This is a genomic window from Streptomyces sp. NPDC051909 (genome assembly GCF_040681095.1).
Taxonomy (GTDB): Bacteria; Actinomycetota; Actinomycetes; order Streptomycetales; family Streptomycetaceae; genus Streptomyces.
This window is the reverse complement of sequence record NZ_JBFAYA010000017.1, coordinates 154,699-176,824: the sequence shown is the minus strand read 5'-3', so window position 1 is coordinate 176,824 and position 22,126 is coordinate 154,699. Positions and strand designations below refer to the sequence as shown.

Genomic DNA, 22,126 nt, shown 5'->3' with positions numbered 1-22,126 from the left:
CGGCCATCGCGGCCGTCCACCGGCGCCACCGCACCCCACACCGCACAGCACCGCACCGCACTCAGCACCACACCCACGCACCAGGAGCACCGCAACGATGCGTACACACCACGCTTTCCGCGCCGGCACAGGCCTCGGCCTCCTGCTCATGCTCATGCTCTTCGTCCAGGTCCTGGCCGTGCCGACCACCGCACAGGCCCACGGCGACACCGTCAAGGTGGTCGTGACCGGCCAGCGCGACGGTCACGTCACGACCGAGATCACCTGGGAGAACGACGGGGACGCCGTCGACGAGACCGTCGCCGCCACGGTGAACGCGACCAGCCCCGACGGATCCCGCACCATGGGCCCCTGGCCGCTGGTCCGCGATCCCGGCACACGCACGGGCTGGAGCACCGCCGAGGTCCTCACCCCCGGCACCTGGAAGGTCACCGTCGACGTGGGCTTCCCGTCCCTCGGCCATGGGGAAGGGGAGGTCTCGGTCCCGGTGGTCGACCCGTCGCCGCCCGGCCCGCGCACGCCCCCCACCCGGTCCGCCGCCCCTGTCCCCACCACGCCGGCACCGTCCTCGCCCCCGCCCTCGTCGTCGCCCTCGCCTTCGCCCTCCGCGAGCCCGGCCGGCGACACGGAGGACGGTACGGTCGGGTGGTCCGTGGCCGGCCTGGCCGGGTTCGCGCTCGTCGGCGCCGCGGCCGGTGTGCTCATACGGAGGGCCCGCGCACGCAGGAGGCGTTGACGCCCGAGGCGTTGACGGCGGAGGCCGGCGTCTCAGAACACCAGCGGCAGTTCCTTCACCCCCGTCATGCTCAGGCTCGGCAGGAACCGGGGCGGCCGGTCCGGGTCGCCGCGGAGGTCCGGGAAGCGGTCGAGGAGGATGTTCAGCGCCACCCTGCCCTCCAGCCGGGCCAGCGGCGCGCCGATGCAGTAGTGGGCTCCGCGGCCGAAGGCCATGTGCGGGTTCGGGTCCCGGGTCGGGTCGAAGACGTCCGGGTCGGGGAAGTGCTTCGGGGAGCGGTTCGCCACCCCGAGGAACGTCACCAGGAGGGAGTCGGCGGGGATGTGCTCGCCGCCGAGTTCGACCTCGGTCGTGGTGGCCCGGGCCGTGCCCGCGAACGGGCTGAAGTGGCGCAGCGACTCCTCGATCGCCGCGGGGATCAGACTCCGGTCCGCGCGGACCCTCGCGAACCACTCCGGATTCCGGTCCAGGCACAGGATCGTGCTGCCGAGCAGCATCGTGGTGGTGATGTGTCCCGCGATCAGCAGCACGTTGGAGAAGTTCACCACCTCGTTGTCGCTGAGGTTTTCACCGTCCACCTCGGACTGGACCAGCTTGGTGATGAGGTCGTCGCGGGGGTTGCGCCTGCGGTCGAGGACGTGTTCGCGCAGGTAGTCGTTGAGCCGGGAGACCTGCCGCATCGCGTCCTGGAGCTGCTGCCGCTGGGCGTCGGTCCGGTCCGCGAAGGAGACGTCCTGGGTGGCCTTGAGCAGCGCCGTGCCCCAGGTCTTGAACTTGTCCCGGTCCGCGGCCGGCACGCCGAGGAGTTCGGCGATGACGATGACGGGCAGCGGATAGGCCAGGTCGGCGACCAGCTCCATCCGGTCGTCGGCCGGCAGCGCGTCGAGCAGCTCGTGGGTCAGCTCCGCGATCCGGGGTTCCAGATCGGCCACGACCTTCGGATTGAACGCGTGGCTGATCAGCCCGCGGAGCTTCCTGTGCTCCAGCCCGTCCATCTGGATGAGGTTGCCCTCGCGGAACTGGTCCGCGCCCTCCATCAGCTCCGCGGGGATGGCGCGCCGGGTGTCCGAGGTGTACGTCGCGGGGTTCGCCAGGACGTGCTGGACCTCCTCGTAGCCGTACACGCACCAGATGCCGGCCTGCGCGTCGTACTGAACCGGGGCCTCCGGCGCCCGGCCGCGCAGCCAGAACTGCGCCGGGTGGACTCCCCAGGCGTCGGCCGTGTCGGCCATGCCGGCCGTGGATGTCATGCTCCGCCGTCCTCTGCTCGTTCGTAGGTGCTGGCTCGTAGGGTGTGGATCCGCGACGATGCGCCCGTGACGATGTGCCCGTCACGAGGCGCCCGTGACGATGCGCCCGGGGCGCGGCGACGGCGGGGCCGTCACACGGCCGGCTTGCGCGCGACGACCCGCTCGACGACGCCCGCCTTGAAACGCTTCTGGTACTCGATGACGAAGCCGGCCTGCTGGACCAGCGGGAGCGGCCGACGGGTCTGGTAGTCGCCGCACTGGCGCAGCATGGACTTCTCGAGCAGACGCTGACCGAAGAAGATCAGCTTGTGGTGGCTGCCCACGTGGTCGAGGAGCACCAGCTGTCCGCCGGGGCGCAGCAGGCGGTGCATGTCGGCGATCACCGCGCGGTGATCGGGCACGCTGCACAACCCGAGCGTGCAGACGACGGTGTCGAACGAGCCGTCCGGGAACGGCATCGAGTGGGCGTCGCCTTCGCGCAGTTCGACCGTCCGGCCCAGGGCGGCCGCCCGCTTCCGGGCCAGGTCCAGCATGGCCGGGCTGAGGTCGAGCCCGGTCAACGACACCCCGGCCGGATAGAACTCCAGATTTCGGCCGGTGCCGATGGCGACTTCGAGGACGTCGCCCTTGGCCTGGCCGCAGGCCCAGGCGCGCCCGTCGTCGAGCAGCATGCGTTCGAGCCGCACCATGTCGTCGTCGTAGCGGGGCGCGTAGTCCTGCCACAGTTTGAACAGCCGCGCGTTCTCCTTGGTCACGTCGGTCACGTCGTCTCCCTTGTCGATCCGTCCTGGGTTCGGGTTCGCGCGGGCCGGAACCTGCCTCGCTGCGGCGGACACCGCGCACCGGGTGCCGAATGGGGGGCCTGGGGTGGGGGCAGCGAAGGGGCAAGATTCACTTCGTGCCAGCCGACTGTGCCAGAAAAGTGCCGCCCTTGGCTACGGACGAATATCCGCCACTGTTTATGCCGGGAGCGTCCGGACAAAGGCCCTGCGGTGCGGGTGACGACCTGGGCCGGGCTATTCCCGCGCATACCCCTGACGGTGATTTCCGGCCCCGTCGGACCTCCGAGCCGCATCGGGCCGCGAGTCGTCTTGTGGCAGTGGCGCAATGCCGCTACCAGGCCCCTTACGTGACGAACTCTCGCCATCTGTCGGGGGGTTGGGAAAGGCCTCCTGAAAAGCCGTTCTGACCAGCGGAAACGGCAGGGGGTATGCGACTGGAATGATCTTCGCTTCCAGGTCTGTCGACCTGAACGGCCTTGACTGCCTGCATCTCTTCGGTGACGATCAATCGTGGCGGTCGGCCCTCGCGGCGCCGTCGTTGCGTCTGCGATTCTCAGCGTCTGCGATTCTCGGCAGGAGCGCCTATGGATGTCAGCACAGATGTCAGCCCACCCGAATTACGGCGATTGGCCTCCCTGGTCTCGCCGTACGGTCTCGTCTCCCGCACCACCGCCCTGCCGGTCGCCGACGGCGATCCGGATTTCGCGGTGCGCGTCTCCGGAATCGGTGATCCGTCGAAAGTCCTGGAAAGCCTGCGGGGTTGGAGCAACAAAGGCGACATCGGCAACATCGACGGTGCCGGCAGCGCCCTTGCCGCCGAGCGAGCCAAACTGATATCGATCGCCGAGGCGCTCGAACGCTACTCGGTCTGCTCCTGGCACGACGAGGATCTGATCGTGGCCGCCGAGGGCGAACTCACCGAGGAATGCGTCTCTCCGACGCGATGGCCCCGGTGTTCCGCCCGCGAGTTCGCCCGTGACGACTGCGGACTGCTCCCCTACGACCCGGACGTTCCCATCAGATGGGTTCGGGCCTGGTCGCTCACCCGCCGGCGCGCCGTCCTGGTGCCGGCCATCGCGGTCTACCTCCACATGGCCCCGCGAACGCCCTCGGAACGCTTCACCCGCGGGATCACCACGGGCGCGGCCGTCCATTCCGACCTCCGCGGTGCCGTGCTCGGCGGACTGCTCGAAGTCGTGGAACGGGACGCCCTCTCGATCGCCTGGTTGCAGCGCCTGCGGCTGCCCCGCCTGGAGGTCGATCCGGAACTCCTCGACCCGTCGGCGCGTGCGTATCACGCCGCCGGCACCGCCCGTCACCTGGACGTCCGGCTCTTCGACGCGACGACCGACTTCGGCATCCCGGTGGTGTACGCCGTGCAGCTCTCGCCCCATGAGGACCAGCTGGCCCAGATCGTCGGCGCGACCTGCGACGTCGATCCGCGGCGGGCCGTGGGCAAGATCCACCGTGAGCTCGCCTCCGTACGGGTGGCGCTGCGCGGCAGCATGGCGCATCGGCCGGTACGGCGACCCGAGGACGGGACCGTCAGCGTGACCGGCTCGGCCGCGTACAACGCCTCGGCGGAACGGCGGGACGTCTTCCGGCACCTGCTGGAGGGCGAGCGGAGCGTACGACGCCTCGACGACCTGCCCGACCTGTCCGCCGGGCCTGATCCACTGGCGACGGCGGTGTCGCAGGTGGCCGCGCGGGGTGCCGAGGTGCTCGTCGTCGACATCACCACGGACGAGGCGCGACAGGTCGGCATGCACGCCGTCAAGGTGCTGGTCCCCGAGGCCGTTCCGCTGTCGTTCATCCACAGCGAGCGCTACCTCGGCACGCCCCGGCTCTACACCGCGCCGACGGCGATGGGCCACCCGAGCCACGACGAGGAGTCGCTGAATCCGGAACCGCAGCCGGCCGCGTAGCCGGTGGACAGGAGACAGAGCACGTGGAGCCCGAACAGCCGGAGCAGTCGGAACTGTCGGAGCAATCGGAACGGTCGATACCGTCGATGCAGTCGGTGGATTGCCTGTACCTGGTGAGGGACACCTTCGGCGAGCAGTACGCCGACGCGTACCGGCCGGCGGCATGGACGCGGGTGACCGGCAGTGAACTCCCCGACGACGCCCGCCTGTCGACCGCCGCGACGGTCGTGGCCGTGTACGCCGGCCGCGACGAGGAACTGCGCGACGCGCTCGACCGGTTCGGGTTCGAGCGGGGCGTCCCGACGGTGGGGGTCGAACTGCTCCCCACCCGGATCGTCTGCGGTCCGGCCGTGATTCCCGGAGCCACGGCCTGCTACGCCTGCCATCTGCGGCGCGCGGAGCAGCACCAGGATCCCGCGCGGACCGATCGGGTCGCCGAGGCGACCCGGGGCCTGCCGGAGGGCTTCGGCCGGATGCACCTCGCGATCGCCCACGGACTGCTGACGTCAGCCATGACCGAGCTGCGCGTCGGACCGGACGGACTGGGCGGCACGGTACGGAAGTTCGACCTGGTCACGGGCGGGGTCTCGACGGCCTCGACGGTGGCCGTGGACCGCTGTCCGCGGTGCGGCGGCCGATGGGCCGACCGGCGGACGGGCGTCGACGCGCTGGCGGGCCTCGTCTGACGGGCCCTGTCCGAGAACTCACGACGTCTTCGTTACGGGGGAAGGAACGCAATCGATGGGTGTGGAGCTGAGGGCCGAAGCCCTGGGGCGGGCCGCCGGCCGGGACAAACAGATCGCCGTACCCCGACGCCCCGCTCTCCGCAGGGGCGTACGGCTCCGCCGGGCCGGCGACGCCATGATGCTCGACGGCGCGGACAAACGGCAGGCCTTCACCGGGACGTTCGCGCGCGAGCACCTCGGCCGGCTGGTCGCCGCCTGTGACGGCCGTACCGACCACGCCGGCATCGCCGCCGCGGTGCACCTCGACGAGGCGGTCGTCCTCAAGTCCCTGGCGCTCCTCTGGGCGTCGGGCGCCCTGGAGGAGGGCGCGCCTCCAGGTGAGACCCCGGCGGTGTCGCCCGAGCTCGCGTGCCTGCTCTCACGGCTCGGCAACTCCACCGGGGTGAACCCGTCCTGGACCGACGCCGCGGCGCGGCTCGATCGCGCCACCGTGCACATGGCGGGGGACAAGGACCTGGTGGAGGCCACGGCGCGCTGCCTGGACGGCGTGTGCGAGGTCGTCGGCGACCTCGACGAACTGCCGATCGGCGACGACGCCCTCGTCGTCTTCTTCGAGACCCGGCGGTCCCGGCCCGAGCTCGCCGCACTGCGGAACCGATGTTGGCTGGAGCGACGGTCCCTGCTGCGCGTGCGCGTCGACGGCTCCTCGATGACCCTGGGTCCGTACGTGGACCCCGCGTTCACCCCGTGCCTGGAGTGCGGCGTCGCCGCCGAGGGAGACGTGGGGGACGGGGGCGACCAGCGAGGCGCGGGAGACGAGCGAGGCGACCTGCCGGACGATCCGCCGCAGCAGGCGTACGACCTCGTCTCGGGCCTCGTCGCCCACCACCTCCTCGCGCTCTTCTCCCGTTCGATCCGGACCTACCTGCCGCTCGACGCCGGCGTCATCGACCTGACCACCCTGTCGACCCGCTACCGGCCGAGCGCCACCCGCCCCGGGTGTCCCACGTGCTCGTTCGGCACGGGCACCACGGCGTCCGCACCCCCCGCCGCCGCCGTCTACGAGGCGTCGATCGCCCTGCCGGTGCGCAGGTTCCTCGACACCAACGGGCATCTGGCCCACTTCCATTCCAAGAACATGAACCTGCAGTGGCAGTTCCGCGACTGGCCCAGCTGCCCGCGGGTGACGCTGCCCGCGGCGGACCTGTCGAGGCTGGCCGGAACACCGCCGCCGACGGCCGCGGCCCGCGCCGAGGTCGGCCGGCCCGAGGCCGCCCTCATGCTCGCGGTCGGCTTCGGTGTCCGTACGCGGTCCGACGGCTGGGTGCAGCGGTGGACCGCGGCCGGCGGCAACATCGGCTCGGCGACGGCCTACCTGGTGAGCCGCGACGCGTCCGTGCTGCCCGTGGGCGGGTACGCGTACCGAGAACGCGACCACGACCTGGCCCAGCTCACCGGCGAGGCACTGCCGGGCGAGAGTCCGCTGCTGCTCGTCGTCACCGCCAACCTCAAGAAGATGGGCGCCAAATACGGCACGTTCGGGCTGAGGATCTCCTTCTGCGACGGCGGCGTCGCCCTGTCCGCGGCCCGGAAGGTCGCCGACCGGCTGAACCTGGCCCACTCACTGGTCACGGACTGGGACGACCGCGCCCTGAGCGCGTACCTGGGCCTTTCCCCGGCCGAAGAACCCATCACAGCCGTCATGGAGGTGGGCTGAACCATGCGGACCGACTCCTCCATGATGGAGCCGCTGCTCGAAGGCTTCGCGGGGCGGACCCGTACGAGCGACGGCCTGGCGGCGCACCGGTCGCCGATGCCGTTCCCGGACGCCCTGCCCGTCGACGTCGACGTCGCGACCGACACGGACATCGACGTCGCCACCGGCACGGACATCGACCTCGCCGTCGACGAGCAGGCGGCAGGCTCCGGCCGCCCCCTCGATCTGCACGACACCCTGCAGGCGCGCCGCTCGTCCCTGCGGTACGGCGACGCGCCCGTGCGCACGGACCTGATCCTGGGCGCGGCGCGCGAGGCGCTGTCCCGTGACGCCGCCGACTGGGCCCTCGACGACGCCATGGGCCCGCTCGAAGCCTTCGTCTTCGCGCTGCGCAGCGAGGGCAGGCCCGCCGGGGTGTACCGGGTCACCGCGGGGGAGACGTCGTTCATCGCCCCCGCCTCGGCCATCGGCGATCCCGAACTCCTGGGCGTCCAGCGCGAGTTCGCCGACGCGGCCGGGATCGTCACCGTCTGCGCGAATCTCGACGCCGCGGACTCGTGGGCGGGAGCGCACGGATTCCGGCTCGCCTCGGTACGCGCCTCCATGGCGCTCTACGACCTCCATCTGCGCTGCCAGTCGCACGGGCTCGCCGGCACCGTCTTCGGCGGCTTCATCGCCGCGGCCGCCCGGAACCTGATCCAGAGCGACGGCGTGACGAGACACCCGCTGCTCTCCGCGACCTACGCCCACCCCGCGTCATGAGCGTCCTGCTCGCCCGGCCCGACGTCTCGACGCTGCGGACCAGGCAGGGTGTGTGGATCGGCGTCGGCTCCTCCTCGTTCACCGTGAAGGGCGCGTCCGCCTTCCAGGTCGTCTCGACGCTGCTGAGCCGGTCGGACGGCAGCCGTACCGGCCGTGAACTGGTCGACGCCTTCCCGGCCGGTTCGCGCCCGGCGGTGTCGCGCGTGCTCGACGCGCTGGTGACGCGTGGGTGCGTGGCCGTCCTGGACGCGCCGATGGCCCAGCAGATCGCGGCCAGAGGGCCTGCCGCGGAGTGGCTCATCCCGTACCTCTCGCAACTGACGGACGAACCGGTGCGCGCACTGGACCGCGTCCTCGCCACCACCCTCCACCTCTACGGGCGTCCCGACCGGCTCGACCGGCTGCGCCGACTCCTCGGAGCGGCACCGCTGTCCGGCCTGAAGACCGAGTTCCACGCGGTGACGGCGGGGGAACCGGTGCCGCGCTGGGAGAGCGGCGGCCTCGTCGTCGTCGACGCCGACGGCCTCTCGTACGAGCGCATCGTGCGCGTGCAGGACGCCTTGCTCGAACGCGGCGTTCCGCACGGCATCGTGGGCGAGGTGAGCGGGCGCCGCTGGATCCTCTGGTCCGACGACACGGTGACCGGCTGCTGGGCATGCCTGTGCCGGTACGGTGACACGGCACCGTCGGGCGCTCCGGCCGGCGTCGACACCAGCGGGCCGATGTCCACGGCATCGGACGACGACGTCATCACGGCGGCGCTGATCCATGCCGTCCACCTGCGCGGTGCCGGACTCGGCGAGCACGCGGCAGCGGCCGTGTCCCTGTCCCTCGCGTCGGACCGACCGAACCCGCCGACGGTGACCACGCACCCGGCGTGGTCGGCGGCGGGTTGCCGTTGCCACCGGGCGGTGGTGCCGCCCCCCGTCCCCGCGACCGTCACCGCCGACGCGGGCCACGACGCGGCCGAGACGCTGGTCCGCAGGAACATCGTCAGCCCCGAGGACGACGGTCGACTGGACGACGTCCACGCGCGGATCGTCGACACCCTGCGCGGCTGGACCGACGAATGCGTCGGCCCCTTCCGCCGGCTCGACGGCGGCGATCTGACGCAGGTGCCCTTCGGACGGGCCGGCGCCACCGTCCTCGTCGGGCTCGCCGGCGCGTGCCGGGTCCATGAGCTCACCACCGCCACCCTGTCGCCCCGGGAGGCGATCTATCAGGCGGCGCTCAACGCGCTGGAGATGTTCGCGTCACCCGCGGCGGGCGCCGGATGGACGCTGGACGAGGCGGTCTACCGCGCCCTCCTGAAGCGGTCGCTGGCACAGCCCCCGGACGGTTACGCGTGGGTGGACCTGTCCGACGACGACCTGGGGCACGGCGAGTGCGCCCGGTTCAGCCGGTACATCCAGCGGGCCGTCCTCCGCGGCCGTGGCGGGGAGGCACCGCGGTGGACCGGCACCCGGCTGCCGAACGGCATCCACCGGGTCACCGGCCGCATCGCGGGCGCGGCGGTCGCGCGGGGCGCGGGCGCCTGCTACGCGGAAGCGGTCTCCATGGCGCTCCTCGGCCTTGTCAACGACGCCGGAGCCCTGGTCCCGCTCAACCCGCACTTCCTCACCTGGACCGAGGTGTGGCGGCACATCGCACGACCGGAGTGCGCCGAGGTGACGGCACGAGCCGTTCCCTTCGCGCGAGGCAGGGTCCGACTGGTGGAGGTCGTATGAGCGTCCAGAAGCAGGCCGCCCCGCCGGCCGACGGCCCGATGCCGGCCGCCGACCTGATCTCCGAACTGTCGGGCGCACCGGAACCGGCCGAGCTGCTCCTGGGCCCGCTGACCGACCCCACCCGGATACGGGGCGACGGAGGGGGCTCGGGGCGCGGCCTGGCGGTGCTGTTCTGGTGCGGCGGCGTCCACGTCCTGGCGTACGACCTGGCGCACGACGGCGACGGCGGATGCCCGCGATGCCTGGCCTGGTTCCTCGGCAGGAACGTGGAGTTCGCCGAGATGCCGCTGAAGGAGCCGTACGGGAGCGATGCCGCGGGAGCCGCGCGCGGCCACGCGCTCTGGCAGCGGCTCGGCCCGGCCCTGCGCGCGACCGTCACCCGGCTCGCGGCCCTGCTGCTCCGGGCGCCCACCGCCGGCGGCGCGCTCGCGACGGTCGACCGGGCGAGCGGCGCGGTGCGCCGGGGACACGTACCGCCGAGAACGGGCTGCCCGGCGGCCCGGCCCGGGACCGCCACGACCACGATCCCCTTCGGCGCGACGCCCGAACTCCTGGAGAAGTCCGAGGGCGCGCTCCGCGCCCGGCGCCCGCTGCCGCCGACGCTCACGGCCGACTATCTGGGACCGCACTCGCTGTTCCGGGAACCACTCGTCGATCTGGACGGCCCGCTGCCCCAGGCGCAGGTGGGCCTGCCCTTGGGCAACGGGATGCTCGAACCCGGCGTCGGGCGCACCCGGAGCTTCGCCAGGAGCAGGACGACCGCGGTCCTGGAGGCCCTGGAGCGCCACACCGGCTTCTGCCACCAGCCGGCCGACGGCCTCGTGGCGGCGTCGCTCGCGGAGCTGGGGACCCAGGGCCTCGATCCTCGCACCCTCGGACACCACTCCGCCGAGCAGTACGCGCGGGACGGCTTCCTCTGGGCGCCTCTGGACCCGGCCGAAACGGTGGAATGGGTCCCGATCACGCCGCTCGGCGACGGCCCCGCCCGGTATCTGCCGGAGGTCGCGCTGTCGTGGGTGCGCCGCGCCGGAGCGCGGAAGCCGTTCTTCTACGACACGTCGAACGGCTTCGCGCTGGGCCAGAGCCACGAGGAGGCGACCCTGCACGGACTGTTCGAGATCGTGGAACGGGACGCCTTCCTGCTCACCTGGTACCGCAGGCTGCTCCTGCCCGAACTCACGCTGGGGCCGGCCGACGGCGACCTCAGGGAGCTGATGGAACGCGTCGAGGTCACGACGGGATTCCGCGTCCGCCTCTACTGGGCGACCTCGGACATCGACATCCCGGTCGTCCTCGCGCTCGCCCGGCGCGATGCGGACTCGGGCCCCTGCACCCTGGTGTCGACCGCGGCCGGCCTGTACCCGCGGGCGGCGGCCGAGTCGGCCGTCATGGAGGTGTCCGCGCGCGTGGCCTCCTTGCGTCACTCCTTCGACGACGACCCGGTGCACCGGCAGCGGCTCGCGGAGGACTTCGACTCGCTGGTCGAGATGGACGACCACAGTCTGCTCGGTGCCCTGCCCACCTCCCGGGAGTGGTTCGACTTCCTGACCACACCGGACCGGCCCGAGCTCCGTCTCTCCGAAGTGGCCGCGGCCGCCCCGGAGTTCGCCACCCTCGACAAGGATCTCGACCACGTGCGGGCCCGGATCGAGGCCGTCGGCACGCACGTGTACGCGGCCGATGTCACCACGCCCGAGCTGCGCTGGCGCGGACTGGTGTGCACGCGCAGCTTCGTACCCGGATGCCTGCCCATGACGTTCGGGCAGGCCACCCGCCGTCTCGAAGGGCTGCCGCGGCTGCACAGCGGCTCGCTCCCTCATGCCTCCCTGCTGCCCGACGACATGACCCCGGCGGACGTCCCGCCCCACCCCTTCGCGTAGGGCGTGCCCTGCGCCCCAGCCCGCCGGATAGACGAGGAGTACGTTTCGTGCGATCGGATGAGCCTGCTCGGCCCCCGGCCGAGTCCACCGCGAGGGTCAGCCCCTACGTCGTGTTCCGGCGCAGCCGGCTGCCCGTGGCCGGACTCGCGGAGCTGCGCTTCGACGAGCCCTGGGCCTGGATCGAGGAGAGCCGCCGCCTCCGGGAGGACTGCGCGCGGCGGGCGGGCGAGCTGGCCGACCGCCTGGCCGGACTCGTACCGCACGTGGACGCGTCCGTGCGCGCCGAGCTCGTCCGGCTGCGCCGTGACGTCTACAACCAGCGGGCCGAGCCGGCGGCCCGGCGGGTCGGCGCCGTGGAGCCGCACCTCGGCGCGGACGTGCTCGCCGGGGTGCGGGAGTGGTTCGACCTCGTGGAGCGGACGCGACGGAGCGAGGACGCGGCGCGGGAGCGGTTCGAGGACCGGATGCGCTCGGCGCGCGCCGGTTTCGCCCGCATCCTGGAGCACGACTCGATGGCGCGGAGCATCCAGCTCTCCGGCGACCAGCTCTACGAGAGCCTGCGCCGGTACACCGCGGGCGAGATGGGCACGGTCAAGCCGAGCCGGTCGCGGGTGCTCGAGTCCTCGCTGGTGAACTTCGCCTACCGGGCCGCCCTGAAGCCGTCCCCCTTCGGCCGGTTCACCGAGGTCGGCGCCTTCCCGCCGGACCTGCCGGAGGCGGAGGCGGAGGCAGCCGCGGCCGCGGCCGTGCCGGAGTCCCGTACGTACTCGACGGCGACGCTGAACCGGGTCCTGGTGAACTGGCTGGCCGCCGGACTGCGACGGGTCGACGGCGGCATCGACCTCTGCAAGGTGCTGCTGAACTCCTCGCTGCGGGCGGACGACAGGAAGATCGAGTTCATCGGCCTCGTCCCCGACTCCTCCGCGTACGGCCTGAAGGAGTCGATCGTCCGGCTGAAGCGCGACAAGGTCGTCGACTGCCTGCTGACCGTCCTGGCCGGAGGCACGGCGACGGTGCCGGAGGTGCTCCAGGCCCTGACCGCGCTGACCGGCAGCGACGCGACCAGCAGAAAGGCCCTGCGGGCCATGATGCGGATCGAGCTGCTGTACGTCAGCCCGGGCTTCGACGAGCAGGGCCCGGAGTACTCCGAGAGGGTCGCCGGCGTCCTGCGGGCCGGGACGACCCGGCCCGTGTCCGTCCTGAGCGGTCATCTCGACACCCTCCGGGAGCTGGAGACCACGCTCTCCGACGCGCCCGCGGAGAAGCGCGGGCTGCTGCTGGGCGCCGCGGGGCAGGCCCTCACCGATGTCGCCGAGGTCTGCGAGATGGACCCGCCCCCCGCGGAGATCTCCCGGGCCCCGGTGTACGAGGACCTCTGGACGCCCGACCGGCCCGCCACCTGGAGCCAGGACGCCGTGGCCGCGAGCGTCCCCGCCCTGGAGAGCCTGTGGCGCCTTTCGTCGCTGCTCGACTACGGCCACACCAAGCGGCTGGGGATGTACCACTTCGCGGCCACGACTTACGGCGACCGCGAGACCGTGCCGTTCCTGACCTTCTTCGACCGGCTCGTCTCGCTGTCCGAGAGCGAGCAGGACGCGGTGTTCTGGGGACACGAGTCCGCCGCGGCCAAGACCTTCGTCGCCCAGCGGGTCGAGGCCCTGCGCGACATCGGCGCGCGGCTCGTGCCCGAGGACGGCGTCGCCCGGATGACTCCCGAGGCGCTCACGGCCGCCTGCGCGGGCGTGGCGGACTGCGTCGACCCGGAGTCGATCACCTTCCGCGTCCAGTTCGCGGGCGGCACGCCGTCGCCCGACATCGTGGTGAACGGCGTCCTGACCGGATACGGCGTCTACTTCTCGCGCTTCAGCTCGTTCGTCCAGGGATCCGCCGCCGACGACTGGACCCTTCGGACCGCCGTCCGGGAACACCTCCGGAAGGCCTTCCCGGGGCAGGTGGACCTGAACATGGTCGCCGGCCTCAACTTCAACCTGCACCCGCCGCTCACCGACCGGGTGCTGAACTACCCCGGCACCTGGCCCACCGCGCCGGAGATGAGGGCCTACAGCCTCGACCGGCTCGCGATCCGGATCGACCACGCCCACCGCCAGGTGGTCCTCTGGGACCCCGAGCTCGACGAGCGGGTCCACCTGGCTCCGATGAACTTCATGCTCCCCATCGTGGTCCCGGTCCTCTACAACCTGCTGGAGGTCCTGAGCCCGACGATCCGGTACAACTATGCGCCGCTGGACGACATCGGCCGGGCGATGGGCCATCGCGGGTACCCCGGATCCTCGCCGCGGCTGATGGTCGGCGACGTCGTCGCGAGCCGGCGCACCTGGACGGTGCCGGCCCGCGACATCCCCGAACTGTCCGAGCTGAGCAAGGACTCCTACCCGGCGCTGCTCGGCTTCGACCGGTGGCGGCGCGAACAGGGCCTGCCCCAGCACGCGTTCGTCCTGACCCAGCGCCTGGACGAGTACAACCTGCTGTCCGGGCTCGTCGAGGAGATCCCGAGGGACTGGTCCGACTTCCGGCATCTGACCCGGGCCAGCGTCCACAAGCCCATGTACGTCGACTTCCGCAACCCGTTCCTGGTGCGCAGCTTCGCGAAGTCCGCGCTGACCCGGGACGACGTCTACGCGTCCATCCGAGAGTGCGTGCCGGCCCCCGACGAGTACGGCGGCTCGGGACCGGCGGCAGCAGAGGAGTTTTTCGTTGAGCTCTACCGAGACCGAGCGGACGGCCGTACGGAGTGAGTGGTCGCCGCTCCACATCCATCTGCCGATGTCGCTGCAGCCCGGATTCCTGCGCGATGTGCTCCACCCCGTCGTGCGCGAGGCCGGGGTCCGCGACCGCTTCTGGTACCTGCGGTACTGGCAGGGCGGTCCGCACATCCGACTGCGGCTCCACGAGGCCTCGGAGGCGACCGTCGAGTCGGTACGCGGCAGGCTGGCCGCGGCGATGCCGGCCCTCGACGCCGAGCAGGCCGCCGAGTACGCGCAGCAGTCCTCCCACCAGCCCGGTCTGGCCGCGCTCGAAGGGGCGAAGCCGGAGGAGGTCAGGGCGGCGGGCACCATCGAAGCGGCCGTCTACTCGCCCGAGTACGCGAAGTACGGCGGCACCACCGGACTCCGCATCGCCGAGGAGCTCTTCCGCTCGACCTCGACCGCGGTCCTCGACCTCCTCGCGGGCCTGACGGACCGCCAGTTGAGAGCGTCGCCGGCCGGGCCGGCGATGCGCGTCATGGCCATGTCCCTCAAGGGCTCGGGCCTGGACATGGAGCAGAGCCAGGACTTCCTCCGCCACTACGAGGAGGACTGGCGAAGATGGGTGCCGCCCGGCTACGACGAGCAGTGGGCCGGGATGTACGAGAGAACGCGCGGCAGGGTGATGCGCCTGTGCGGCGCGGTCTGGCGGGACGGGGCCACCGACGTCTTCCACGACACGTACGCCAGAGCCCTGAAGTCCGCCCAGGCCGCCCAGGCCGCGCAATCCGCCCAGGCCGCGCAGGCCGGACCGCCGGGCGGCGGCGTCGCGGAACTCGTCCTCGAAGAGACTCCGTACGCCCACTGCCTGGCCAACTACATTCACACCACCAACAATCGCCTCGGAATTCTTCCGGTCGCCGAGGCGTTTCTCGCCCATGTCATTCGTCGCGCCCTGAGGGAAATCACGTCGTCGGCCAACTGACGGAAATTTCCCGGGAGTTCTTCCCAAACTGCCGACCGATCCTGGTACGGTGAAAAGCGAGTCGCGGAGGGAGGTGATTCCCAATGGATTCCACGCAGGAGCTCGACCTGAACGCGCTGGAGATCTCGGATCTGATCGAGGACTCGAACTACAGCGACGAGACTCTCTCGCAGGCGATGGCGGCGTCGACCACGACGACCGGCTGCACGACCAGCTCGTGTTCTTCTTCGTCGTCCTGACCAGGCGGCGGACTTCCCGGATTCATGAAGGGGGGTGATTTCCCATGGATTCCACGCAGGAACTCGACCTGAACGCGCTGGAGATCTCGGATCTGATCGAGGACTCGAACTACAGCGACGAGACCCTCTCGCAGGCGATGGCGGCGTCGACCACCACCACCGGCTGCACGACCAGCTCGTGTTCGTCCTCGTCGTCCTGACCAGACGGCTGGAAGGCCGCTGCCGCCGGGCGCCGTTCACCGAACGCGCGCCCGCCGGCAGCGGCACACCGGGGGCCTGACGCCCCCTCGGCAAGGCATGTCGTTACCGCGGAGGTTCGTGTGCACGTGTTTGTGACGATCCCCCTCGACGAGGGGGACGCGACGGTGACCCGGAGCATCCGCGGATTCATCACCGGCCTGTTCGGGCCGGAGCAGCCGGCCTGGCCCGGCGACTACTACTTCGTGCGCACCTGGGACCGGGAGAGCGGGCGCGACTGCCTTCAGATCAGCCTCCGGTCCGACACGGCCACGCCCGACGAGGCGCGGGGCCGGGTCCGGCGCGCGGCGGACGCCCACGACCTGCGGCCGACCGCGGCGGAGCTCCCCTTCGAGGAGATCCCCTCACCGCTGTGGAACTCCGGGATCGGCGGAGACGGGTTCGACGCCGCGGCCAAGCGCCTCTACCGCGCCGTCGCACCGATCCTCGCCCGGGCCGTCTCGGCGATCGGCGACGACAGGACCAGGGCGTATCTGCTGGCCCTCGACCTGATGGTCGCGAACGCGGCGGCCACCGTGCTGGAGTCCGAGCAGCGCCGGCTGTCCTCGCGCGGCTTCGGTGAACTGCTCGGTCTGCGCATGCTCAGCTATCGCTCCCACTACGAGGGCGCCAAGAACGCGATGGCCAAGGACCCCGACTCCTTCGAGCGTCGCTGCGCGGCGTACTACGCCCGACTCGGCGGACACGTCCGGGAGGCCGTCCGCGCCTGCGCGGCGTCACCGGTCCCCGCGCTCCGGCTCGGCGACGAGCCGGCGCGCGCCTGGGCGGACGCCGTACGACAGCACTTCGGAGCACTGCGCGAAGAGTGCCGCGCCGGTCGCATCGCGCACGCCGGCCCGACGCTCGACGACTTCGGCGAGCACCGCGACGATCGACGGCCGCCCAGCGAATTCCACGCGAAGAAGCTGTCCCCGGAGATGTCGGACCTGCTGCACCGGAGCCCGGACTTCCTGGCGTACCGCATTCAGGCGAGCCTGCTGTACAGCTGTCTCCACACGATGGGATTCAGCCTGGCCGAGCGGTTCCTGTTCTGCTATCTCCTCGCGCGCGCCAACGAGGAGGTCTCGGGGAAATCCACCCAGGAGCTGGCGGACGGGCTCGATTCCGTCGCCCGGGAACTCGCGAAACCGGCGACCTAGGAAACTAACGGAGAAGAATCATGCGCATTGCGCTCGTCAATGTGCCGTGGAGTCCGATCGGGTTTCCGTCGGTGGCTCTCGGCCTGCTCAAGAGCCTCACGCTCAAGGAGTTCCCCGACTACCAGGTCGACGTGGTGTACGGAAACCTCGACTTCGTGGACTGGATCACCTCGCGCCGCCCCGACTTCAACTACGAGGACTACCGCTACTACGACCTCGAGAGCTGCTACATCGGCACCGGCGACTGGGTGTTCTCCTCGGCTCTCTACCACGACCCGAAGTGGAAGGTTCCGGAGTTCCTGGAGCAGTTCGGCCCCCGCTCGGAGACCGTGCACGGCCAGGAACTGGCGCACGGCAACACCGAGGAGAGCCGGATCCGGACCACGCTCTGGCTGCACGAGCACGTCGAGGAGTTCACCGACGAACTCGCCCGCCGGATCGTCGCCGGCGAACCCGATGTCGTCGGCTTCACGACCACCTTCCAGACGCTCACCGCGTCGATGGCGGTCGCCCGGCGGGTCAAGGAACTCGCGCCCGGGACGGTGACCGTGTTCGGCGGCGCCAACTGCGAAGGGTCGATGGGCGAGGCGCTGCACCGCAACTTCGACTTCGTCGACTACGTGGTCCGCGGCGAGGGCGAGCTGGCCTGGCCGGGGCTGCTGCGCTCGCTCACCGCGGACGAGCCGGCCTTCGAGACCGTGCCGGGGCTGTGCTGGCGGGACGGGAGCGGAGCCTCGGTGCACAACGCCGTGAGCACCAGGCCGCTGCCGCCCGCCGCGATGGTGATGCCCCACTACGACGAGTACGTCGAGCAGTTCACGAGGTCGCACGCCCGCTTCTGGCTGGAGCCCAGGCTGGTCCTGGAGAGCTCCCGCGGCTGCTGGTGGGGCGAGAAGCACCACTGCACCTTCTGCGGCCTGAACGGCGCCAGCATGATGTTCCGCAGCAAGCGGCCGGAGCAGTTCTTCGACGACCTCGTGACGCTCACCAAGCGCCACCGGATTCTCGACGTGATGATCGTCGACAACATCCTGGACATGTCCTATCTGGACTCGCTCCTCCCACGGCTCGCCGAGGCGGACCTCGACCTGCGCCTGATGTACGAGATGAAGGCGAACATGCGGTACGAGCAGCTGGAGGTCATCGCGAAGGGAGGCGTGGTCTGCGTCCAGCCCGGCATCGAGAGCCTGAACAGCAAGGTGCTGAAGCTCATGGACAAGGGCGTCTCCGGCTGCCTGAACGTGCGCGTGCTCCGGGACGCCGAGTCGCTGGGCCTCACCGTGGCGTGGGCCTATCTCTACGGCTTCCCCGGGGAGACCGACGAGGACTACGCGCAGATCATCGAGCAGTTCCCGAAGCTGCACCACCTGGAGCCGGCCGGCGGCGACGACCGGCTCGCGGTCCAGCGCTTCGCCCCGTACTTCGAGAACCCCTCGCTCGGCTTCCACGAGCGGTGGGCGGCCCCTCAGTACGGACTCACCTACGACCTTCCCGAGAAGGAACTGTTCGACATCGCGTACATCTTCAAGGCGACGCACCAGGGCATCGGGAACGACATGGCGTGGAAGCTGCGCGCCGGCATGGACGCGTGGCGCGACGCGCACTGGCGCAGCCAGCTGTCGTTCTTCGAGACCGACGAGGGCATCACGCTCACCAACACCCGGCCCGGCTTCGACTGGGACGTCGTCCAGCTCACCACCGACGTCGAGATCGCGCTCTTCCGGCTGCTCGACCAGCCGAGGACGCTCGAATACCTGGAGCGCGAGTGCGCGAAGCGCTTCGGGCCGTCCGACGTCGCCTCGGTGATCGACCGCTGGATGAACGAGCTCGGCCTGCTCTTCACGGACGACGGGCGGATGATCCACGTCGTCACGAGGGACCGCAACCAGCGGCTGATGCAGATCCGGGTGGGCCAGGGCCTCGCGGCGCGTCCGTCGTCCGAGTCCGTAGCGGCGTGAGAGGGAGCGAGGCTGCCATGCAGACGACGAACGATGCCGCGACCCTTCCCGGCAACGGGTTCGACGTGCGGTTCAGCATGTGGCGCCACGGTGCCGCGTCCGTACGCGCGTTGCCGGACATGCACCTCGGCGACCGTGTGCTCGGCGGGGACATCGCGGACGAGGCGCGCCGGATCTACGAGTCCGGCGTGCGGTTCGTGTCGATCGAGCCGCTCGTCGATCTCGGGGGACGACCGGGGACGGAGCACGTCATCCCGGTGCTCTCCTTCATCCGCGATCTCACCAGCTACGGCGTGGAGGTGGACTGGCGGGCGGAGATGACGGCGCCGGAAGGTCCCGAGTGGTGGGTCTACAGCCATCTCTTCCCCCCGTCGGTCCTGGAGGGGCCGCGCGGTGCCGAGGCGCTGCGCATCTGGCGGGCCAGGTACCACGTGGGAAGGTGCTTCTTCCGCCGGGGCCCGGGATTCCTGCAGATCCGGGACCGGCGCCACTCCGGTCTGCGCCGGCTCACGGTCTCGGACGACGTCCACGTCTCCGCCGTCGAGGCGCTGGCGGCCGACCGCGGAGCGGACTCCGTGCCGGCCACGGCGATGGCGGTGTTCGAGAAGCACCGCCTGGTCGTCCGGATCGGCGACGGCGTCTGGTGGGCGCCGTACCGACTGCGGCGCTGGGCCTCGCCGTCCTGGGAGGTGTGAGCATGTACGTCAGCATCGTGCTCTGGAACCTGAAGAACTCGACCGCGACGGTCGAGAGCCTGCGCGAGTACCTGCGCGACTACGCGGTGGACGCGTTCTCCACGCTCAGGGGAATGCGGCTGAAGACCTGGTTCGCGGACGCCGAGAAGGGCTACTGGGGGGCGGTGTACCTCTGGGACGGCGTCGACATGCAGAACCCGCTGTCGGTCAGCCGGGCCATCGAACTCATCGGCTACCCGCCGACGACCACGAGCGTCTTCGCCGTCGAGGCGATCGCGGAGGGCATCAGCGTGATCGAGTCGTTCGCGGGCGTCGGCCGCGCCTTCGAGGACGCGCCCGCGACGGACCCGGAGACCGTCACCTAGGGACCACGGCCCGCCGCACGGCCCCCGCCGCGCCCCGCCCCCGTCTGCGTCGCCTGCCTGGCTGGCGCGGACGGGGGTTTCGCGCGCTCCCTCCCGGGAGTGGAACGGGCGGGGCCAGTGGGACGCAGCGCGGCACGGCCGGCGGGGCGGCGGAGGGCGAGTCAGGAAGGTGTGGGTGCTTCCCAGTCCGCCGCGAGACGGAGGTTCGTACGCGCATGACCCCCCACCCACACCCGAGGCCGGCGCACCGGCGTCGCCGACCGGGCACCACCAGGGCCGCGGCCCTGGTCGCCCTCGGCCTGGCGACCGCCCTCCTCCTGCCCGGCGCCGCGCTCGCGGCACCCGGTGACCTGGACCCCTCCTTCGGCGCCGACGGCCGGGTCACGACGCCCGTCACCGGCTACGCGGAGGGCCACGACCTCGCGCAGCAGCCCGACGGCAAACTGGTCGTCGCCGGCGCCGGCGAGGCCGGCTTCGTCCTCGCCCGCTACGACGGCGACGGCGCCCTCGACCCCACCTTCGCCGGCGACGGCATCGCCACCAGCGACTTCGGCGGTGGCACCCACTCCGCCAACGGCGTCGCCGTCCAGCCGGACGGCAAGATCGTGGTGGCCGGCACCACCGAGGTGCCCGGCGAGGAGGGCGGCTGCTGCTTCTTCTCGGTGGCCCGCTACAACGCCGACGGCTCGCTCGACGCCGGATTCGGCGACGCCGGGCTCGTACGGGTCGACGAGTTCGGCGGCTCCGCCGACGGCGCCGACGTCGCCCTGCTGCCCGACGGCCGGATCGTCGCCGCGGGCAAGGGCGGTGGCGGCGGCTTCGCGCTGGTCCGCCTCAACGCCGACGGCAGCCTCGACCCGAGCCTCGGCGGCGACGGCGCGATCGTCGCCGGCTTCACCCCGGCCTCACCGCAGGACGCCGGCGGCATCGCCCGCCGGATGGCCGTACAGCCCGACGGCAAGGTCGTGTCCGTCGGCTACGTCGGCAACACCGCCTTCGACATCGGCCTCGCCCGCTACAACACCGACGGCAGCCTCGACACCGCCTTCAGCGGCGACGGCATGGTGACCGCCGACTTCGGCGGCACCGAGTTCGGCAACGCCGTCGCCGTCCAGTCCGACGGCAAGATCGTCGCCGCCGGCTCCGGCGGCGCCGGAGTCGCCCTGCTCCGCTACAACGCCGACGGCACCGCCGACGCGGGCTTCGGCACCGGCGGCCGCACCTCGGCGGCCTTCCCCGGCGACGGCGGCCAGGCGAACGCCCTGGCCCTCCAGTCCAACGGCAGGATCGTGGTCGCGGGCCTGGCCGACGACCCGAACAGCGCCGAGGCCAACGACTTCGGCGTGGCCCGCTTCAACGCCGACGGCACCGTCGACACCGGCTTCGCGGGCGACGGCTTCGCGGTCACCGGCTTCGGCGACTTCGACGAGGCGCGCGGCGTGCTCGTCCAGCCCGACGGCAAGATCGTCGCCGCCGGTTACGGTGCCGGCTACGCCCTCGCCCTCGCCCGCTACCAGGGCGGCGACGGCACCCCGCCGCCCCCGCCGCCGACCCCGCAGGCCGACCTGGCGGTCACCAAGACCGGCCCCGCCGCCGTCAGCATCGGCGACCGCGCCACGTACACCGTGACCGTCACCAACGCGGCGAGCTCCACCGCCACGGCCACCGGGGTCACCCTCACCGACGCCCTCTCCGGCGCCGGCGCGACCCTGATCTCCGCCACCCCCTCGCAGGGCGGCTGCACCACCGCCGCGACCGGCGCCACCTGCGCCCTCGGCTCGCTCGCCGCCGGCGCGAGCGCCACCGTCACCGTGACCGCCGAGCCCCGCACCACCGGCACCCTCACCCAGACGGCCACCGCGAGCGCCACCGAGCAGGACCCGGCCGGCGGCGACAACACGGCCGCCGCGACGACTTCGGTGAACAACGCCCGCGGCTGCACCATCGTCGGCACCAGCGGCACGGACACCCTCACCGGTACGTACGGCAACGACGTGATCTGCGCGCTCAGCGGCAACGACACCGTCCGCGCCACATACGGCACGGACACCGTGCACGGCGGCTTCGGCAACGACAACATCGACGGCGGCTTCGGCGACGACACCCTGAACGGCAACCAGGGCAACGACACCCTGACCGGTTACTACGGCAACGACCGCCTCACCACCACCGACGGCGTCTCCGGCAACGACACCGCCAACGGCGGCTACGGCACCGACACCTGCACCACCGACCCCGGCGACACCCGCGTCAGCTGCCCCTGACCCCCGTGCCCGACGGCGGCCCCCGGTCCGTGCTCGCGGACCGGGGGCCGCCG

Annotated in this window: 18 protein-coding genes; 16 read left to right on the top strand and 2 right to left on the bottom strand. The window is 71.7% G+C overall.

Features of this window, described 5'->3' with window-relative positions; all coding sequences use genetic code 11:
• Positions 1 to 97 precede the first annotated feature (97 nt).
• Entirely contained in the window at positions 98 to 736 is a 639-nt protein-coding gene (locus tag AB0M18_RS26110) for a hypothetical protein (protein ID WP_365762030.1), read from the top strand.
• Between the two features lie 32 nt (positions 737 to 768).
• Here the strand turns inward: AB0M18_RS26110 and AB0M18_RS26105 are convergent, their stop codons facing one another.
• Together AB0M18_RS26105 and AB0M18_RS26100 are read right to left on the bottom strand one after the other, a co-directional pair.
• Positions 769 to 1,986 (bottom strand): cytochrome P450, encoded by a 1,218-nt coding sequence (locus AB0M18_RS26105; RefSeq protein ID WP_365762028.1) that lies wholly within the window; start codon positions 1,984 to 1,986, stop codon positions 769 to 771.
• Positions 1,987 to 2,117: 131 nt separating this feature from the next.
• Positions 2,118 to 2,750 carry a methyltransferase domain-containing protein gene (locus AB0M18_RS26100; RefSeq protein WP_365762026.1) on the bottom strand — a complete coding sequence of 211 codons (633 nt, stop codon included), beginning with the start codon at positions 2,748 to 2,750 and terminating at the stop codon, positions 2,118 to 2,120.
• A gap of 602 nt (positions 2,751 to 3,352) precedes the next feature.
• Between AB0M18_RS26100 and AB0M18_RS26095 the strand changes: the two genes are divergently transcribed.
• The 15 genes from AB0M18_RS26095 to AB0M18_RS26025 all read left to right on the top strand — a co-directional run bounded on the left by AB0M18_RS26095 (position 3,353) and on the right by AB0M18_RS26025 (position 22,073).
• Entirely contained in the window at positions 3,353 to 4,693 is a 1,341-nt protein-coding gene (locus AB0M18_RS26095; RefSeq protein ID WP_365762024.1) for a YcaO-like family protein, read from the top strand.
• Positions 4,694 to 4,779: 86 nt separating this feature from the next.
• Positions 4,780 to 5,379, top strand: coding sequence for a TOMM precursor leader peptide-binding protein (locus tag AB0M18_RS26090; RefSeq protein WP_365762022.1), 600 nt, complete (start codon positions 4,780 to 4,782; stop codon positions 5,377 to 5,379).
• Positions 5,380 to 5,434: 55 nt separating this feature from the next.
• A complete protein-coding gene (locus AB0M18_RS26085; RefSeq protein WP_365762020.1) occupies positions 5,435 to 7,096 on the top strand; it encodes a tpaE in 1,662 nt (553 codons plus the stop codon).
• Positions 7,097 to 7,099: 3 nt separating this feature from the next.
• Complete coding sequence (locus tag AB0M18_RS26080; protein WP_365762018.1) at positions 7,100 to 7,858, top strand: tpaF; 759 nt, start codon at positions 7,100 to 7,102, stop codon at positions 7,856 to 7,858.
• A complete protein-coding gene (locus AB0M18_RS26075) occupies positions 7,855 to 9,585 on the top strand; it encodes a hypothetical protein (protein WP_365762016.1) in 1,731 nt (576 codons plus the stop codon). The genes AB0M18_RS26080 and AB0M18_RS26075 overlap by 4 nt, the downstream gene beginning before the upstream one ends.
• Complete coding sequence (locus tag AB0M18_RS26070) at positions 9,582 to 11,465, top strand: YcaO-like family protein (RefSeq protein WP_365762014.1); 1,884 nt, start codon at positions 9,582 to 9,584, stop codon at positions 11,463 to 11,465. The genes AB0M18_RS26075 and AB0M18_RS26070 overlap by 4 nt, the downstream gene beginning before the upstream one ends.
• Positions 11,466 to 11,512: 47 nt before the next feature.
• Entirely contained in the window at positions 11,513 to 14,221 is a 2,709-nt protein-coding gene (locus AB0M18_RS26065) for a lantibiotic dehydratase (protein WP_365762012.1), read from the top strand.
• A complete protein-coding gene (locus tag AB0M18_RS26060) occupies positions 14,181 to 15,155 on the top strand; it encodes a thiopeptide-type bacteriocin biosynthesis protein (RefSeq protein ID WP_365762010.1) in 975 nt (324 codons plus the stop codon). The genes AB0M18_RS26065 and AB0M18_RS26060 overlap by 41 nt, the downstream gene beginning before the upstream one ends.
• An 83-nt stretch (positions 15,156 to 15,238) precedes the next feature.
• Positions 15,239 to 15,394 (top strand): thiocillin/thiostrepton family thiazolyl peptide, encoded by a 156-nt coding sequence (locus tag AB0M18_RS26055; protein ID WP_073444393.1) that lies wholly within the window; start codon positions 15,239 to 15,241, stop codon positions 15,392 to 15,394.
• A gap of 44 nt (positions 15,395 to 15,438) precedes the next feature.
• A complete protein-coding gene (locus AB0M18_RS26050) occupies positions 15,439 to 15,594 on the top strand; it encodes a thiocillin/thiostrepton family thiazolyl peptide (protein ID WP_073444393.1) in 156 nt (51 codons plus the stop codon).
• 120 nt (positions 15,595 to 15,714) lie between these two features.
• Positions 15,715 to 16,791: a hypothetical protein gene (locus AB0M18_RS26045; protein ID WP_365762008.1), complete on the top strand. Its 1,077-nt coding sequence runs from the start codon at positions 15,715 to 15,717 to the stop codon at positions 16,789 to 16,791.
• A gap of 20 nt (positions 16,792 to 16,811) precedes the next feature.
• Positions 16,812 to 18,749, top strand: coding sequence for a RiPP maturation radical SAM C-methyltransferase (locus tag AB0M18_RS26040; protein WP_365762006.1), 1,938 nt, complete (start codon positions 16,812 to 16,814; stop codon positions 18,747 to 18,749).
• Positions 18,750 to 18,766: 17 nt separating this feature from the next.
• A complete protein-coding gene (locus AB0M18_RS26035; RefSeq protein ID WP_365762004.1) occupies positions 18,767 to 19,444 on the top strand; it encodes a DUF5825 family protein in 678 nt (225 codons plus the stop codon).
• A gap of 2 nt (positions 19,445 to 19,446) precedes the next feature.
• Complete coding sequence (locus tag AB0M18_RS26030; RefSeq protein WP_365762002.1) at positions 19,447 to 19,809, top strand: hypothetical protein; 363 nt, start codon at positions 19,447 to 19,449, stop codon at positions 19,807 to 19,809.
• A 215-nt stretch (positions 19,810 to 20,024) separates the two neighbouring features.
• Positions 20,025 to 22,073: a calcium-binding protein gene (locus AB0M18_RS26025; RefSeq protein ID WP_365762000.1), complete on the top strand. Its 2,049-nt coding sequence runs from the start codon at positions 20,025 to 20,027 to the stop codon at positions 22,071 to 22,073.
• Positions 22,074 to 22,126: the final 53 nt, after the last annotated feature.

What these genes read in the sequence shown, in the direction of transcription:
- AB0M18_RS26055 (WP_073444393.1), top strand. Translation starts at nt 15,239, where the DNA reads ATGGATTCCACGCAGGAGCTCGACCTGAACGCGCTGGAGATCTCGGAT.
- AB0M18_RS26050 (WP_073444393.1), top strand. Translation starts at nt 15,439, where the DNA reads ATGGATTCCACGCAGGAACTCGACCTGAACGCGCTGGAGATCTCGGAT.
- AB0M18_RS26105 (WP_365762028.1), bottom strand. Translation starts at nt 1,986, where the DNA reads ATGACATCCACGGCCGGCATGGCCGACACGGCCGACGCCTGGGGAGTC.
- AB0M18_RS26070 (WP_365762014.1), top strand. Translation starts at nt 9,582, where the DNA reads ATGAGCGTCCAGAAGCAGGCCGCCCCGCCGGCCGACGGCCCGATGCCG.
- AB0M18_RS26095 (WP_365762024.1), top strand. Translation starts at nt 3,353, where the DNA reads ATGGATGTCAGCACAGATGTCAGCCCACCCGAATTACGGCGATTGGCC.
- AB0M18_RS26030 (WP_365762002.1), top strand. Translation starts at nt 19,447, where the DNA reads ATGTACGTCAGCATCGTGCTCTGGAACCTGAAGAACTCGACCGCGACG.
- AB0M18_RS26110 (WP_365762030.1), top strand. Translation starts at nt 98, where the DNA reads ATGCGTACACACCACGCTTTCCGCGCCGGCACAGGCCTCGGCCTCCTG.
- AB0M18_RS26080 (WP_365762018.1), top strand. Translation starts at nt 7,100, where the DNA reads ATGCGGACCGACTCCTCCATGATGGAGCCGCTGCTCGAAGGCTTCGCG.
- AB0M18_RS26040 (WP_365762006.1), top strand. Translation starts at nt 16,812, where the DNA reads ATGCGCATTGCGCTCGTCAATGTGCCGTGGAGTCCGATCGGGTTTCCG.
- AB0M18_RS26025 (WP_365762000.1), top strand. Translation starts at nt 20,025, where the DNA reads ATGACCCCCCACCCACACCCGAGGCCGGCGCACCGGCGTCGCCGACCG.
- AB0M18_RS26085 (WP_365762020.1), top strand. Translation starts at nt 5,435, where the DNA reads ATGGGTGTGGAGCTGAGGGCCGAAGCCCTGGGGCGGGCCGCCGGCCGG.
- AB0M18_RS26035 (WP_365762004.1), top strand. Translation starts at nt 18,767, where the DNA reads ATGCAGACGACGAACGATGCCGCGACCCTTCCCGGCAACGGGTTCGAC.
- AB0M18_RS26090 (WP_365762022.1), top strand. Translation starts at nt 4,780, where the DNA reads ATGCAGTCGGTGGATTGCCTGTACCTGGTGAGGGACACCTTCGGCGAG.
- AB0M18_RS26075 (WP_365762016.1), top strand. Translation starts at nt 7,855, where the DNA reads ATGAGCGTCCTGCTCGCCCGGCCCGACGTCTCGACGCTGCGGACCAGG.